Origin of the sequence: Ralstonia sp. OTU4908 (assembly GCF_038440115.1) — a bacterium.
Classification (GTDB): domain Bacteria; phylum Pseudomonadota; class Gammaproteobacteria; order Burkholderiales; family Burkholderiaceae; genus Ralstonia; species Ralstonia pickettii.
Map to the genome: position 1 here is coordinate 249,689 of NZ_JASATD010000003.1, position 12,175 is coordinate 261,863.

The 12,175-nt window shown below is 64.7% G+C and carries 15 protein-coding genes and 2 pseudogenes; 10 read left to right on the top strand and 7 right to left on the bottom strand.

Annotated features, from left to right (window positions below):
- The first annotated feature begins 97 nt into the window (after positions 1-97).
- The 7 genes from AAHM38_RS04675 to AAHM38_RS04705 all read left to right on the top strand — a co-directional run bounded on the left by AAHM38_RS04675 (position 98) and on the right by AAHM38_RS04705 (position 5,225).
- Entirely contained in the window at positions 98-820 is a 723-nt protein-coding gene (locus AAHM38_RS04675; protein ID WP_116575294.1) for a GntR family transcriptional regulator, read from the top strand.
- Between the two features lie 53 nt (positions 821-873).
- Positions 874-1,668 carry an ABC transporter ATP-binding protein gene (locus AAHM38_RS04680; RefSeq protein ID WP_116575295.1) on the top strand — a complete coding sequence of 265 codons (795 nt, stop codon included), beginning with the start codon at positions 874-876 and terminating at the stop codon, positions 1,666-1,668.
- Positions 1,658-2,554: an ABC transporter permease gene (locus AAHM38_RS04685; protein WP_116575296.1), complete on the top strand. Its 897-nt coding sequence runs from the start codon at positions 1,658-1,660 to the stop codon at positions 2,552-2,554. Before AAHM38_RS04680 ends, AAHM38_RS04685 begins: the two co-directional genes overlap by 11 nt.
- Positions 2,555-2,848: 294 nt before the next feature.
- Positions 2,849-3,877: an ABC transporter substrate-binding protein gene (locus AAHM38_RS04690; RefSeq protein ID WP_116575297.1), complete on the top strand. Its 1,029-nt coding sequence runs from the start codon at positions 2,849-2,851 to the stop codon at positions 3,875-3,877.
- A gap of 35 nt (positions 3,878-3,912) precedes the next feature.
- Entirely contained in the window at positions 3,913-4,311 is a 399-nt protein-coding gene (locus AAHM38_RS04695) for a DUF488 domain-containing protein (RefSeq protein WP_103519225.1), read from the top strand.
- Between the two features lie 29 nt (positions 4,312-4,340).
- Positions 4,341-4,871 (top strand): DUF3455 domain-containing protein, encoded by a 531-nt coding sequence (locus AAHM38_RS04700; RefSeq protein WP_103519226.1) that lies wholly within the window; start codon positions 4,341-4,343, stop codon positions 4,869-4,871.
- Between the two features lie 135 nt (positions 4,872-5,006).
- Positions 5,007-5,225 (top strand): DUF1059 domain-containing protein, encoded by a 219-nt coding sequence (locus tag AAHM38_RS04705; RefSeq protein ID WP_116575298.1) that lies wholly within the window; start codon positions 5,007-5,009, stop codon positions 5,223-5,225.
- A 7-nt stretch (positions 5,226-5,232) separates the two neighbouring features.
- On the opposite strand, the gene AAHM38_RS04710 is transcribed toward AAHM38_RS04705, so the two are convergent.
- Together AAHM38_RS04710 and AAHM38_RS04715 are read right to left on the bottom strand one after the other, a co-directional pair.
- Complete coding sequence (locus tag AAHM38_RS04710; protein ID WP_039374894.1) at positions 5,233-5,874, bottom strand: helix-turn-helix transcriptional regulator; 642 nt, start codon at positions 5,872-5,874, stop codon at positions 5,233-5,235.
- Positions 5,875-5,990: 116 nt separating this feature from the next.
- Positions 5,991-6,428 (bottom strand): multidrug/biocide efflux PACE transporter, encoded by a 438-nt coding sequence (locus AAHM38_RS04715; protein ID WP_009240422.1) that lies wholly within the window; start codon positions 6,426-6,428, stop codon positions 5,991-5,993.
- Positions 6,429-6,543: 115 nt separating this feature from the next.
- Here AAHM38_RS04715 and AAHM38_RS04720 point away from each other — a divergent pair, with 115 nt between their 5' ends.
- Complete coding sequence (locus tag AAHM38_RS04720) at positions 6,544-7,428, top strand: LysR family transcriptional regulator (RefSeq protein WP_103519228.1); 885 nt, start codon at positions 6,544-6,546, stop codon at positions 7,426-7,428.
- Positions 7,429-7,432: 4 nt separating this feature from the next.
- Here AAHM38_RS04720 and AAHM38_RS04725 read toward each other — a convergent pair whose 3' ends face one another.
- The 5 genes and pseudogenes from AAHM38_RS04725 to AAHM38_RS04745 form a co-directional block, all read right to left on the bottom strand.
- On the bottom strand, positions 7,433-8,314 hold the full coding sequence (locus AAHM38_RS04725; RefSeq protein WP_103519229.1) for a flagellar brake protein: 882 nt from the start codon (positions 8,312-8,314) through the stop codon (positions 7,433-7,435).
- 151 nt (positions 8,315-8,465) lie between these two features.
- Complete coding sequence (locus AAHM38_RS04730) at positions 8,466-8,855, bottom strand: RidA family protein (RefSeq protein WP_004627844.1); 390 nt, start codon at positions 8,853-8,855, stop codon at positions 8,466-8,468.
- On the bottom strand, positions 8,852-9,829 hold the full coding sequence (locus tag AAHM38_RS04735; protein WP_116575299.1) for a threo-3-hydroxy-L-aspartate ammonia-lyase: 978 nt from the start codon (positions 9,827-9,829) through the stop codon (positions 8,852-8,854). The genes AAHM38_RS04730 and AAHM38_RS04735 overlap by 4 nt, the downstream gene beginning before the upstream one ends.
- Complete coding sequence (locus AAHM38_RS04740; RefSeq protein ID WP_043416503.1) at positions 9,826-10,467, bottom strand: helix-turn-helix transcriptional regulator; 642 nt, start codon at positions 10,465-10,467, stop codon at positions 9,826-9,828. The genes AAHM38_RS04735 and AAHM38_RS04740 overlap by 4 nt, the downstream gene beginning before the upstream one ends.
- A gap of 298 nt (positions 10,468-10,765) precedes the next feature.
- Positions 10,766-10,912, bottom strand: a pseudogene (locus AAHM38_RS04745) (short-chain dehydrogenase); the annotation flags it as partial.
- Here AAHM38_RS04745 and AAHM38_RS04750 point away from each other — a divergent pair.
- Together AAHM38_RS04750 and AAHM38_RS04755 are read left to right on the top strand one after the other, a co-directional pair.
- Positions 10,910-11,419: pseudogene (locus AAHM38_RS04750) on the top strand (LysR substrate-binding domain-containing protein); the annotation flags it as partial. The pseudogenes AAHM38_RS04745 and AAHM38_RS04750 sit on opposite strands and share 3 nt — an antisense overlap.
- Before the next feature lie 208 nt (positions 11,420-11,627).
- Positions 11,628-12,173: a sunset domain-containing protein gene (locus tag AAHM38_RS04755; protein WP_103519232.1), complete on the top strand. Its 546-nt coding sequence runs from the start codon at positions 11,628-11,630 to the stop codon at positions 12,171-12,173.
- The last annotated feature ends 2 nt before the right edge of the window (positions 12,174-12,175 follow it).

Sequence of the window (12,175 nt, forward strand, 5' to 3'; positions counted from 1 at the left end):
GACCGGGCCCTGCGGGTTTTCCTGTAATGCCCTCCGCCCCCCAACCTCCCTACAATGTCGAGTCATATAGATGAATAGTTGACCACTTTTGACACCCATGCCCGCCGATCTCCGCCTGCCCCGCTACCAGCAATTGCGCGACGATCTGGCCGCGCAGATCGCCCAACAGCACTGGCGCCCGGGCGACGCCATCCCGACCGAAGCCGAGCTTGCCAAGACGTACAACGTGGCGGTCGGCACCGTCCGCAAAGCCGTAGACGTACTGGTGGCCGAAGGGCTGCTCGAACGCTTCCAGGGCCGTGGCACCTTTGTGCGGCGTGCCAGCTTTGCCAGTTCCTTGTTTCGCTTCTTCCGCTTCCAGAGTGAAAGCGGCGAGCGGCGCATTCCTGAGAGCCGCATCCTCAAGCGGGACGTGCTGGATGCCCCGTCGGCACCGGCTGCAGGCCTGCAGATTGAAACCGGCGCACCGGTCATTCGCCTGACCCGGCTGCGCCTGCTGGATGGCGCACCCATGCTGGCCGAAGAAATCTGGTTGCCATATGACCGCTTTGCGTCGCTCGCCACGCTGGATCTCGACGCGTTTGGCGACCTGCTGTATCCGCTGTACGAATCGCACTGCGGCCAGATCATTGCGAGCGCCGAAGAAACGCTCACCGCCGAAGCCGTCAACGCAACGTATGCGCGCCTGTTGCGCATCCAGCCCGGCGATCCGGTGATGGTCATCGAACGCGTTGCGCGCGGCTACGACCGGGTGCCGCTCGAATGGCGGCGTTCGCGCGGCGCGGCGGCGCACTTCCGGTACCACGTGGATATCCGGTAGCGCCGCCTACGCTGCAACCCAATCCGACAAAAACACACACAGGAGACAACATCATGCAGGCCAACGCATCGACGGCCCCACCGCTGCTGGACGTGCGCGGCGTCACGCTGCAGTACAAGACACGCCAGCATCTGGTGACGGCCACCTACCGCGTCGACTTCCAGGTCTACCCCGGCGAGCGCTACATCCTGCTTGGCCCCTCGGGCTGCGGTAAATCGACATTGCTCAAGGCCATCGGCGGCTACCTCACGCCCACCGAAGGCGAGATCCGTCTCAAGGGCCAGCCCGTGAGCAAGCCCGGGCCGGATCGCATGATGGTGTTCCAGGAGTTCGACCAGCTCCTGCCGTGGAAGACCGTGAAGGAAAACGTGCTGTTCCCGCTGCTCTCCACGGGCAAGCTGGGCGCGCGTGAAGCCGAGGAACGCGCGCTGCACTACATCAACAAGGTCAACCTCACCAAGTTTGCCGACCATCACCCGCACATGCTGTCGGGCGGGATGAAGCAGCGTGTGGCGATTGCACGCGGCATGGCCATGGAGCCCGACGTGCTGCTGATGGACGAGCCCTTCGCCGCGCTCGACGCGCTCACGCGCCGCAAGATGCAGGACGAGTTGCTGCAGCTGTGGGACGAAACGCGCTTCACCGTGCTGTTCGTCACGCACTCGATTCCGGAGGCGATCCGCTGCGGCAGCCGCATCCTGATCCTGTCGCCGCATCCGGGCCAGGTACGCGCCGAACTGCCGAGCCTTGCGCGCGGCGATGATGACCCGGAGCGCTTCAAAGCCCTCGAAGCCGAGATCCACGACATGCTGTTCGCCCGCGCGGTGGAGGAAACCCATGCAGACTGAAACCCTTTCCATGCCGGCCACCACCGACATCAGCAACCGTGCGCCCGTCTACAGCACGCCCGTGGCGTTCGAGCGCATCGGCGTGGTCGAAAAACCGCTCTCCATTGCCGAGCGTTTGTACGAACAGGCATGGCTGCGCAAGCTCGTCATCCTCATCGTTCTGGCACTCGTGTGGGAAGGCGGCGCACGCTGGCTCGACAACCCACTCTTGCTGCCGACTTTTTCCGACACCGTGCAGGCGCTGTGGGCTGGGCTAGCCAGCGGCACGCTGTTTGCTCGCATCGGCACGTCGATGCAAACGCTGCTGGCAGGCTACGCGCTCGGCTTGGCGTTGTCCTGCGCGCTGGTCGTGCTCGGCATCAGCAACCGGCTCGGGCAGGACTTCCTGGAAACGCTCACCGCCATGTTCAACCCGCTGCCCGCCATTGCGCTGCTGCCAATCGCCCTCGTGTGGTTCGGCCTGGGCAACGGCAGCCTGATCTTCGTGATCGTGCATTCGGTGGTGTGGGCGGTGTCGCTCAACACGCATGCCGGTTTCCTGTCGGTATCGAACACGCTGCGCATGGTGGGCCGCAACTACGGGCTATCCGGCATGGGATACCTGACGAAGATCCTGATCCCCGCCGCATTCCCGTCCATCCTCACTGGCCTGAAGATCGGCTGGGCCTTCGCATGGCGCACGTTGATCGCCTCGGAACTGGTGTTTGGCGTCAGCTCCGGCCAGGGCGGCCTCGGCTGGTACATCTACGAGAACAAGAACCAACTGCAAATTCCCGAAGTGTTCGCCGGCCTGCTGACGGTGATCATCATCGGCCTGCTGGTAGAGAACCTCGTGTTCCGTACGCTTGAAGCCCGTACCGTCAAACGCTGGGGCATGCAGAACTGAACATGGGCGCAACGCCAGCGCCCAGACGGTGTGGCCGTACCCTGCCCTAGATGGCGCCTTGAATTTCTGTTGCAGGGAGGAAAAAGGAAGGGAAACTGTCTGAGCGAAGCGAGTTTTTCCCTTCCTCTCTCTGCGACATAAATTCAAGGGGTGGGTCGCCATCTCGGGCGCGCCTTTCTTTGCTTACTTTCTTTGGCAAGACAAAGAAAGTGAGTCGCCCCCGGCAGGGGGTGAAACAAGAAGCGCACCACCAACAAACATAAAGACCAACAGATCAACAAGGAGACAACACACATGCAGCACCCCCGCCGCACCATCCTCCGCCTGACAATCGCCGCCACGCTGGCCGCATCGCTCCTGGCCGGCGCCATCACCACCGCCCACGCAGAAGCCACCGAAGTCCGCATCTCCCACGGCTACGGCATCCTCTACCTGCCCATCATGGTCATGGCCAGCGAGCACTTCCTGGAAAAACAAGCCAAGGCCGCCGGCCTGGGCGACGTCAAGGCCAGCTACCGCGTGCTCGACGGCGGCAACGTCATCAACGACGCCATGCTCTCCGGCGCGCTCGACATCGCCTCGTTGGGCGTACCCGGCTTCCTCACGCTCTGGGACAAAACCCGCGGCAGCGCGATGGAAGTGCGCGGCCTGTCGTCGCTCAGCTCATCGTCGATGTACCTGATGACGCGTAACCCGAACGTCAAAACGCTGGCGGATTTCTCCGACAAGGACCGCATCGCCGTGCCCGGCATCAAGACCTCGCTGCCCGCCGTGGTGCTGCAAATGGCCGCCGCCAAAACCTTCGGCGACAAGCAGTTCAACAAGCTCGACCCGATCACCGTGCCGCTGCCGCACCCTGACGCCACCGCCGTCATGCTGGCCGGCGGCAGCCAGATCAACAGCCACATGGCGTCGCCGCCGTTCTCGTACACCGAAGCCGCGGCCCCCGGCCTGCACCGCGTGTTCAACACGGTGGACGTGCTCGGCAACATCACGCTGGACATGACCTACACCAGCAAGAAGTTCTACGAGGCCAACCCGAAGCTGTCGGCGGCATTTGTGGCCGCGCTCGATGAAGCCAATGCCCTCATCGCCAAGGACAAAACCAAAGCCGCGCAGATCTACATCGCCCAGTCGAAGGTGAAGAGTTCGCCGGAAGAGGTGAAGAAGATACTGGACGATCCGGATTCGCGCTTCACGACCACGCCGGTGGGCGTCGCACACTATGCTGAATTCATGCAGCGCGTGGGCACGCTCAAGAACAAGCCGGCGTCGTGGAAGGATCTGTTCTTTCCGACGGTGCAGAGCCGACAGGGCTCGTAAGCACGCCGCACGCAGCATCCACACGGAGACATTCCATGGCACTACGCATCGTCCGGCTCGGCGAGCCGCGTCACCCCGATGAAGGCTTGCGCATCGGCACCGTGCGGCGCCCACCGCGCGGCGTGCCCAAGGAAGAATTTTCCAGCCGCGATTTCTACGACGTGTGGATGCCGTTGCTCTCCCCCACGCCGGAACTCGTCAAGCAGGCCCTGGCCGCACAGAGCGCGCACGACGAGAAAGGCTGGAACACCTTCGTGCGACACTTCCGCACCGAAATGCGCGACGGTGATGCGGCACGATTGCTCGATATGCTGGCCGCACTTTCGCACCAGACCAACCTGTCGGTCGGGTGCTATTGCGAGGACGAGGCGCATTGCCATCGGTCGGTGCTGCGCGCGTTGTTGAAGGAACGTGGGGCGAAGCTGGCTCCGTGAACGATGTTTCCACCTGCACAAGGAAAACCATGCCGACCCTGCCCCGCACACCGCGCTGCGCAGTCTCATCTGCCCTCTTGCTCGCGCTGGCCATGACGGTCGCGCAGACGGTGACGGCGCAAACCGCCCCCGCCGCACTGCAACCGGCCGAGTCTCACCACACCGTCGCCACGCTATCGGCCACGGGGGTGCAGATCTACGTTTGCAAGCGCGACGGCGACAAGCCTTTGGCGTGGGTCTTCAAGGCGCCGCTGGCGGAGCTTTACGATGCGAGCGGCAAGCTCATCGTCAAACACGGTACGGGCCCAAGCTGGGAGGCCTCCGACGGCAGCAAGATCACAGGCAAAGTCTTGCAGCAGGCGCCCAACACCGCGGAAGCCGGTGCCATTCCGCTGCTGCTGTTGCAAGCCACGCATGCCGGCGGCGCGGGCGTGTTGGGCGGTGTGCGCTACGTGCAACGGCTGCAGACCCACGGCGGCATCGCGCCCGCACAGCCCTGCACGGAGGAAGGCCAGGAAGGCCGCAGCCCGTACCTGGCACAGTACGTTTTCCTTGACTGACGCAGCGTCGCACATACAGCGCCCTACCCCATACAGGGGACGCCGCTCTCCCCTGGCACCCCTATAACGAAGACACACGCGACCGGTTGTTCACCGCGTCGCGCCGTCGTCATTCGTCATTCCAGGAGGACCGCCATGGGCCGCCGCTACATCGATTGCCGCGCCTTCCCCAGCGAGACCAACTGCTCGGTCGCCATCAGCGCCGACAGCGATGCCGAGTTGCTGGAGGCGGCGGTACAGCATGCCGTTTCCATGCACAAGCACACCGATTCGCCCGAATTGCGGGCGCAACTGCAAACCCTTTTTCAGGACGGCACCCCCGCCGTGGCGCCACCCAAGACGGCCACCGCCTGATCGGCGCCTAGCGACGCGCCGACAGCGCGAGCATCAGCCGCACGACATCGCACTGGCTGTGGGTGTTGGTCTTGCGATAGACGTGCTTGAGATGCGTGCGCACCGTATCGAGTGAAATGCCCAGCGTGCGGGCAATGCAGGCCGGGTCGGAGCCGCTTGCGAGCAGACCGGCCACATCGGCTTCGCGGCGTGTCAGGTGGAATGCGTCGGTCAGCCAAAGGCTGGCCGGCTGCGCAGGCGAAATGCCAGCGCGCGCGGCAACGCGTTGCCAGCACAACGGCAGCGCTTGCGCAAAGTGCGGCAGCAACGCTTGTGGCGCCGCACCATGCTGCATGGGTTGCGGCACGCCCGCCTTGCGGTAATCGAGCCACACTGCGCCGCACACTTCGGCATCAGCCACGGGCCAGCCGTCGACGCCATCACCGCGTACCGCATGCAGCAGCACGTCGGCCGAGCGAGCGCCGCGCGATGCCGCCCAGTGCCACCTCCCATCGACGCGCCACCGGATCATGGCCGCAGCATGGTGCGCGCCGCACGCATCGCGCAGCACGTTCATCACGCCCACGGCGTCGCCCGCGCAGGCCGCCACGTAGCATTGGCGCAGCACGGTTGCCGAGGCATGAGGTGACGTGACAGAAAGATGCGGCATGAAGGCAATACGGGCGCAGCGGCTTGCGACCGCTGCGCCCGTTTCGAAAGGGACTTCATTATAGGAAGCGCGTCACCTCCCGCACTGCTCCTTTTGCCCTAAGCCCATCGCGTGGATCAGGCCAGCGCGCGGCGCGACATCCAGCGTGCACGCAGATGGTCGTACGCAAAGTTGAAGAAGAACGTGTACGGCAGGAACAGCAGCATGATGCCGATGTCGAGTACGAACGCTTCCCACAGCCCCACGTCGAGCCACCAGGCGGCCAGTGGCACCAGCATCAAGACCAGCCCAGCCTCGAACAGACAGGCATGGATCACCCGCAGGACCACGGTGCGCGGGAGCCTGTAGCGACGCTCCACGCGCTCGAAGATGGCGTTGAACACCATGTTCCACACCATCGCCACCGCCGCAAACATGAGCGTCATCACGCCCATTTCGGCCAACGGCAAATCCATCAGCCAGCTAAACAGCGGGGCGCAGATCAGCATGGCAACCAACTCGAACGTCAGCGCATGCACGAGGCGCTCGGCTGGCGTTTTTTGTATGACTTGCATTGCAATTACCTCCAAAGAACGAGGATCATTTTCATCGGAATTATCCGTATGATCCAGTTCATTAGTATCGGTTTTTCCGATATATTGGCCGGTGCACCACCATCTGGAGTGCTGAATGCGTCAATCACCCGAAGCCTTACTGGCCTTTGCCGAGGCCGCTACGCTGGGTTCCTTTTCCGCCGCAGCCCGAAAATTGGGCAAGCGGCAATCCACGATCAGCGAGGCGATCGCCAATCTTGAAATCGACCTCGGTCTGACGCTGTTCGACCGTAGCACGCGCCAGCCCACGTTGACCGAAGCGGGCCACGCGATGCTCACTCAGGTGCGCCGCGTGCTCGACGCCAGCGCACAGATGGACCGCCTGGCCGCACAGATGGCCGGCGGTCTGGAGGCGCGCCTGACGCTCGTCATGTCTGACACCTACCAATCCGATCGCTATGAGCAAACGCTGGCCACACTCGAGCAGCGCTACCCCGATCTTGAACTCGAATGCCTGATCGCCGAACACGAAGACGTGGTCGACATCATCCAACTGGGCCGTGCCCAGATCGGTTTGGTGGCCGCGCAGCCGGCATATCCGGCCGATATCGGCTGGGCGACCATTGCAGAGCAATCGGAGATCGGACTGTTCGTGGGGCTGCAGCACCCACTCGCCCGATACGGCGACGAGGAAGTGCCGCACGCCATCCTGCGCGAGGCGCGCGAGCTACGGCTGAACACCTTCGTCGACCCAACGGGGCCACGCACCGACGCGGTACCCGTGCGCAGCCTGCGCCGCTGGTCTGCACCGAGCTATCTGATGCTGCTGGAAATGGCCGTGCTGGGCTTCGGATGGACGGAGTTGCCGCGCTGGCTGGTGGACCACTTCGCGGCAGACCGGTTGCATGAAGTGCGTGCGCGGGGCTGGCCCCGCCTCGTGCCGGTGGACGCCGTATGGTCACGCAATCGCACACTTGGGCAGGCCGGCGCCTGGCTGCTCGAAACGATGCTGGCGGGCTAGGCGCTCACGCGTTTTCGTCCAGCCGTTCGATGATCAGATGCGAGAGTTGGGCGGTCTGCTCTTTCGTCAGCGTAAATTCCACGCCAAACGAAGGAAACGCAGACGCGGTTGTGCCCAGCGCAGGCGACCCACTTGCCACCCGGCCGGTCAGGGAAAACGTCTCCAACTGACCGTCCACGTAGGCATTGAAATCGAGGGCGAGTCCGTCACCGGGTTGGAACGCGGGGTTGGCGCTCTGCACCAGCGCACCGTTCAGGCAGATGTCGCGGATCACGGCCACGCGGTCCGCTGCCGACGCGGCCTGCCCCTGCGCGCGCACGCGCGCACCGATGCGAACCTGCACGCGCTTGGCACGGCGCAGCGGCATCTTCTGCATCTTGAGTGGCGCCGACAAGACCAGATACGGCGAGGGAAACTGTCCCACAGACACCACGCTGCACATCATGGTGAACACCGAGCGGCCGGAAAAACCGCGCAGTATCAGCACGTCTCGCGGCTCGGGCCGCAGCGTGCGCTTGGCGTCGGCTGGCTGCGTGACAAACAGCGCCTCTCCTTCGATATAACCGATCAGGCGGCACGGGAGCAGGCCACTTAGCGGTGCGGACTTCTCCTGCACCTGCAAGACGGTGCCCACCGTCAGGCCGGCCGACCCGAGCCGGGGCGGCGCTTCCGCGGGCGCGGTGGCAGGCACGGCGGCAATGTCATCACCTTCTGCCAGTGCCAGCACCGGGCCGTGGTGAAACAGAAGGCGAACGTCTTCGGCATCCGGCACGACAGCACCGGCGGGCAGCAAAAGCCGGCCCACACTGTCAGCCAGGGGAAACGGCAGCGGTTGACCGACCGGAACGTCTTCCTGCGTGAGTTGCCGCGTTTTCTGAAGGATCATGGGTGGCAAAGGATCGCGTCTGTCATGGGCGGGCCAAGGCAAATGCCTTGGCAGGTACCCCCGCCATTTTGTAACAATGGCCGGCAAATCGCCGGAGAGCAACTCGCATCAACCCTCCCCGCCTGACCTGCATCAACGGCAAGCGTTTTCGTCACCCAGCAACTGCAGTGGCCTCAATCTCGACAGCCAGCCCGTAGTGCAGCGTCGGTACCGGCACGACGGCGCGCGCCGGACGCAACTCGCCGATCCACGCGCTATAGAGCGCATCGAACGCGGGCCAGTGCGATTCCATGTCTGTCACGTACACGCGCACCTGTACCAGGCGCGAGCGGTCTGTGCCGGCAGCGGCAAGCACAGCGTCGAGGTTCGACAGCACCTGCCGCACCTGCGTCTCGAACGGCGCGTCAACGAGCTTTTCGCCGGTGGGCGTCACGGGAATCTGTCCGGCGACGAACACGAAGCCATTGGCGCAGACCGCGTGCGAGTAATGCCCCGCAGGCGGGCGCAGTTGCGGCGCGTTCAGGTAGCGTGCATCGCTCATTTCGCTGCCTCCGCGCCCAGCACAAGCTTGGCGAAGAGTTGCAAGTCCACATTGCCGCCCGACAGGATCACGCCGACGCGCTTGCCTCGCACATCGACCTTGCCGTTCAGCACCGCAGCTGCAGCCAGGCAGCCGGTGGGCTCGACCACCGCCTTCATACGCGAGGCGAAAAACTGCATGGCGCTGACGAGTTCTGCATCGCTCACGGTCACGATGTCGTCAACCAGTTCGCGAATCACGGCAAACGTGTAGTTGCCCAGGTGTTGCGTCTGCGCGCCGTCGGCCAGCGTCTTGGGTGTATCGATGTGGACGATCTCGCCCTTGCGAAAGCTCTGCTGGCCGTCGTTACCGGCCTCTGGCTCGACGCCGAAGATCTTGCACGCCGGGTTCAGTGCGCGCGCTGCCGTGGCGCAGCCCGAGAGCAGCCCGCCGCCGCCCAGCGGAGCGAGCAGCACGTCAAGCTGGCCGACCTCTTCGATCAGTTCCTTCGCCGCCGTGCCCTGCCCGGCCATCACGTGCGGATGGTCGTATAGCGGGATCAGCGTGAGGCCATTTTCTTCGGCCAGCTTGCGGCCGATGGCTTCGCGGTCTTCGGTGTAGCGGTCGAAGAACACGACCTCGCCGCCGTAGCCGCGCGTGGCTTCCACTTTCACGACGGGCGCGTCCTTCGGCATGACGATGACGGCGCGCATGCCAAGCAGCCTGGCCGACAGCGCAATCGCCTGAGCGTGGTTGCCCGACGAAAACGTGATCACGCCGGCCTTGCACTGCTCCGGCGTGAATTGCGACAGCGCGTTGTACGCCCCACGAAACTTGAACGCGCCCATGCGCTGGAAGCTCTCGGCCTTGAAGAACAGCTCGGCGCCACTCATGGCGTTGGCGGTAGCGGAGGTCAGCACCGGCGTCTTGTGGGCGACACCCTGCAGTCGGGCGTGGGCTGCAACGACGTCGTCATAGGAAATGGGCAGGCTCATGCGAGATCCTCGGGAAGATAGGTGTAGACGGTGGAGCGCGCCACGCCGAGTGTCTGAGCGACTTCGGTCAGCGCGCGGCGCAAGTTCAGCAGGCCGCTGGCGGCCAGTTCGCGCATGGCCTCTCGGCGCTGGTCGAGGGTCATGGCCATGGGTGTGGTGTTGCGGGCGGCAGCAAATTGTTCGAGCGCGATGCGCACGTCTTCCACGCGGCGGGAGCCGAGCGACTCGGGCACCGGCGGCGCAGCCACATCGACGCGCATCAGTTGCGTGAGGCCGGTGGTCACGGCATGCAGCATGGAGACATCCATGTTCAGGCAGATGGCCGCCACGTAATCGCCGCGACTGTTCTTCAGCCCGATCGACGTGCTCTTGGCCGGGCGCCCGTCGGGAAACCGGTTGGCGTAGTTCTCGATGACTTCCGGGAAGTCGGGGTCGGCCAGGCGCGCGAGTCCCAGTTCCGTCACGGCGTCGCCGACCTGGCGGCCGGACAGGTTGTTGGCGATGGCGACGACGGCATGATCGGGATCGGTCAGGTCGTGCAGGACGACTTCCACCAGCGGCGCCAGCGTCTTGCCCAGCGCCTCGACGATCTTGCGGCCTTCGCGCAGCAGAAGGCGGTTTTCTTCGATGGGCTTCATAGCACTGACGATACGTCAATTACTGACATTTTGTCAATGTCTGCCTCGATCTCTTCGCGCGCAACGTCTTCAATATCCGGGCGTACGGCAACGCACAGTCCTGCAACTGCATTCCCATTCAGCCCGGCCGCACACTGGCATTGCGCGTGGCACACAACTTCTGAACTTGGTTGGTCCAACAGAAGGCGCTTGTGTGGGCGCCCCCGTTTGTTCGCCGAAAATGCTGCCCGCGACGGGACGGCGAGCGGGCTTGTGAAACCCGCCCGCTCATGCCGGTGAGAGCGGCCAGCGGATGGGCTTAAGGCTGGCTCATGCCGCCGTCGGCAATGATTTCCGTGCCGACAATGAAGGCCGATTCGGGCGCCGACCGATGCAGCACCGTCGACGCAATCTCTTGCGGCCGGCCAAAATGGCCCAGCGGCTGGCCCTGGATCTGTGCGGCGGCCGAGCCGATCTCGTCATTGGTGCGACGAACGAGTCGCCGTCCATTCCCAACCTCGTGTGGTTCGAGCTGGGCGTGGTGGAATGGGTGTTTGCCTTATCGCCCCGGCATCCGCTGGCAGCCATCGACGCGCCCCTCACGCGTGAGGAAATCGCCCGGCATCGCGCCGTGGTGGTGGCCGATTCCGCGCGCACCACTGCCGGCCGCGCCTACGGCATGCTCAGCGGGCAGCCCACGCTCGCCGTGCCCAGCATGCGCGCCAAGACACTGGCCCAGCGCGACGGCCTGGGCGTCGGCTGGCTGCCGAGACACCGTGTCGCATCCCTGCTTGCGCGCGGCGATCTGATTGAAAAGCGCACTACCGATCCACGCGAGCCGAACCTGCTCTACGTCGGCTGGCGCAGCGGCGTTGGCGACGGTGAAGGCCGCGCACTCCAATGGTGGCTGGAACAACTACGGCAGCCCCGTCTGGCCAGGCGGCTGGTGCAGGGCACCGACACATTCGCCTGAAACTTCGCCGGGGCATCTGATGTTGCCTATGCTGGGATGGCGCCGGCGCCGCATTGGCCGTCTGCGCCTCCAGGCGTCGCCGACTGTTGCGGAATGATCAACGTTGCAGCGTTTGTCTTCTGACAAACCCTCGGGTTGGTCAACGCCCGCTGTCGGCCAGCGTTAATCGGTCACGCACGTATATTCGTGCCTCGTTGAGGGTCTCGTTATGAAACTGTCTGCGTTGATGTTTTCCATGGGTGCGCTGGTGATGGGCTCCGCCATTGCCCAGGGCACCGCCGCACCTGCCACCGCTGCGGCAGCTGCCCCGGCGGCCGTTCATGCGGTCTGCAAGGACGGCACGCCCTACAGCGGCGCGACGCTCAAGGGCGCCTGCCGCGGCCACGGTGGTGTCGACAAGAAAGCCAGCGCAGGCGGAGCCCCAGCCGCCGCGCCGGCCGCCCCCGCAGCAACGCCTGCCGCGCCGGCCCCGGCCAAACCCGCCGCAGCGGCTCCGGCTGCGCCTGCCGCCGCTCCCGCCCCTGCACCCGCAGCCAAGCCCACCGCCGCGCCTGCCAAGCCAGCCGCGGCCGCTGCTGGCACCGTTGCTCCCGGCGGCGGCCCGGACAAGGTGTGGGCCAATGCCAGCACCAAGGTCTACCACTGCCCGGGCGATCGCTACTACGGCAAGACCAAGCAGGGCGAATACATGACCGAAGCCGATGCCAAGGCCGCCGGCATGCGCCCGAGCCGTAACAAGGCCTGTACCAAATAAGA

Coding starts and splice junctions, on each gene's coding strand:
- AAHM38_RS04675 (WP_116575294.1), top strand. CDS start 98: ATGCCCGCCGATCTCCGCCTGCCCCGCTACCAGCAATTGCGCGACGAT.
- AAHM38_RS04680 (WP_116575295.1), top strand. CDS start 874: ATGCAGGCCAACGCATCGACGGCCCCACCGCTGCTGGACGTGCGCGGC.
- AAHM38_RS04685 (WP_116575296.1), top strand. CDS start 1,658: ATGCAGACTGAAACCCTTTCCATGCCGGCCACCACCGACATCAGCAAC.
- AAHM38_RS04690 (WP_116575297.1), top strand. CDS start 2,849: ATGCAGCACCCCCGCCGCACCATCCTCCGCCTGACAATCGCCGCCACG.
- AAHM38_RS04695 (WP_103519225.1), top strand. CDS start 3,913: ATGGCACTACGCATCGTCCGGCTCGGCGAGCCGCGTCACCCCGATGAA.
- AAHM38_RS04700 (WP_103519226.1), top strand. CDS start 4,341: ATGCCGACCCTGCCCCGCACACCGCGCTGCGCAGTCTCATCTGCCCTC.
- AAHM38_RS04705 (WP_116575298.1), top strand. CDS start 5,007: ATGGGCCGCCGCTACATCGATTGCCGCGCCTTCCCCAGCGAGACCAAC.
- AAHM38_RS04710 (WP_039374894.1), bottom strand. CDS start 5,874: ATGCCGCATCTTTCTGTCACGTCACCTCATGCCTCGGCAACCGTGCTG.
- AAHM38_RS04715 (WP_009240422.1), bottom strand. CDS start 6,428: ATGCAAGTCATACAAAAAACGCCAGCCGAGCGCCTCGTGCATGCGCTG.
- AAHM38_RS04720 (WP_103519228.1), top strand. CDS start 6,544: ATGCGTCAATCACCCGAAGCCTTACTGGCCTTTGCCGAGGCCGCTACG.
- AAHM38_RS04725 (WP_103519229.1), bottom strand. CDS start 8,314: ATGATCCTTCAGAAAACGCGGCAACTCACGCAGGAAGACGTTCCGGTC.
- AAHM38_RS04730 (WP_004627844.1), bottom strand. CDS start 8,855: ATGAGCGATGCACGCTACCTGAACGCGCCGCAACTGCGCCCGCCTGCG.
- AAHM38_RS04735 (WP_116575299.1), bottom strand. CDS start 9,829: ATGAGCCTGCCCATTTCCTATGACGACGTCGTTGCAGCCCACGCCCGA.
- AAHM38_RS04740 (WP_043416503.1), bottom strand. CDS start 10,467: ATGAAGCCCATCGAAGAAAACCGCCTTCTGCTGCGCGAAGGCCGCAAG.
- AAHM38_RS04755 (WP_103519232.1), top strand. CDS start 11,628: ATGAAACTGTCTGCGTTGATGTTTTCCATGGGTGCGCTGGTGATGGGC.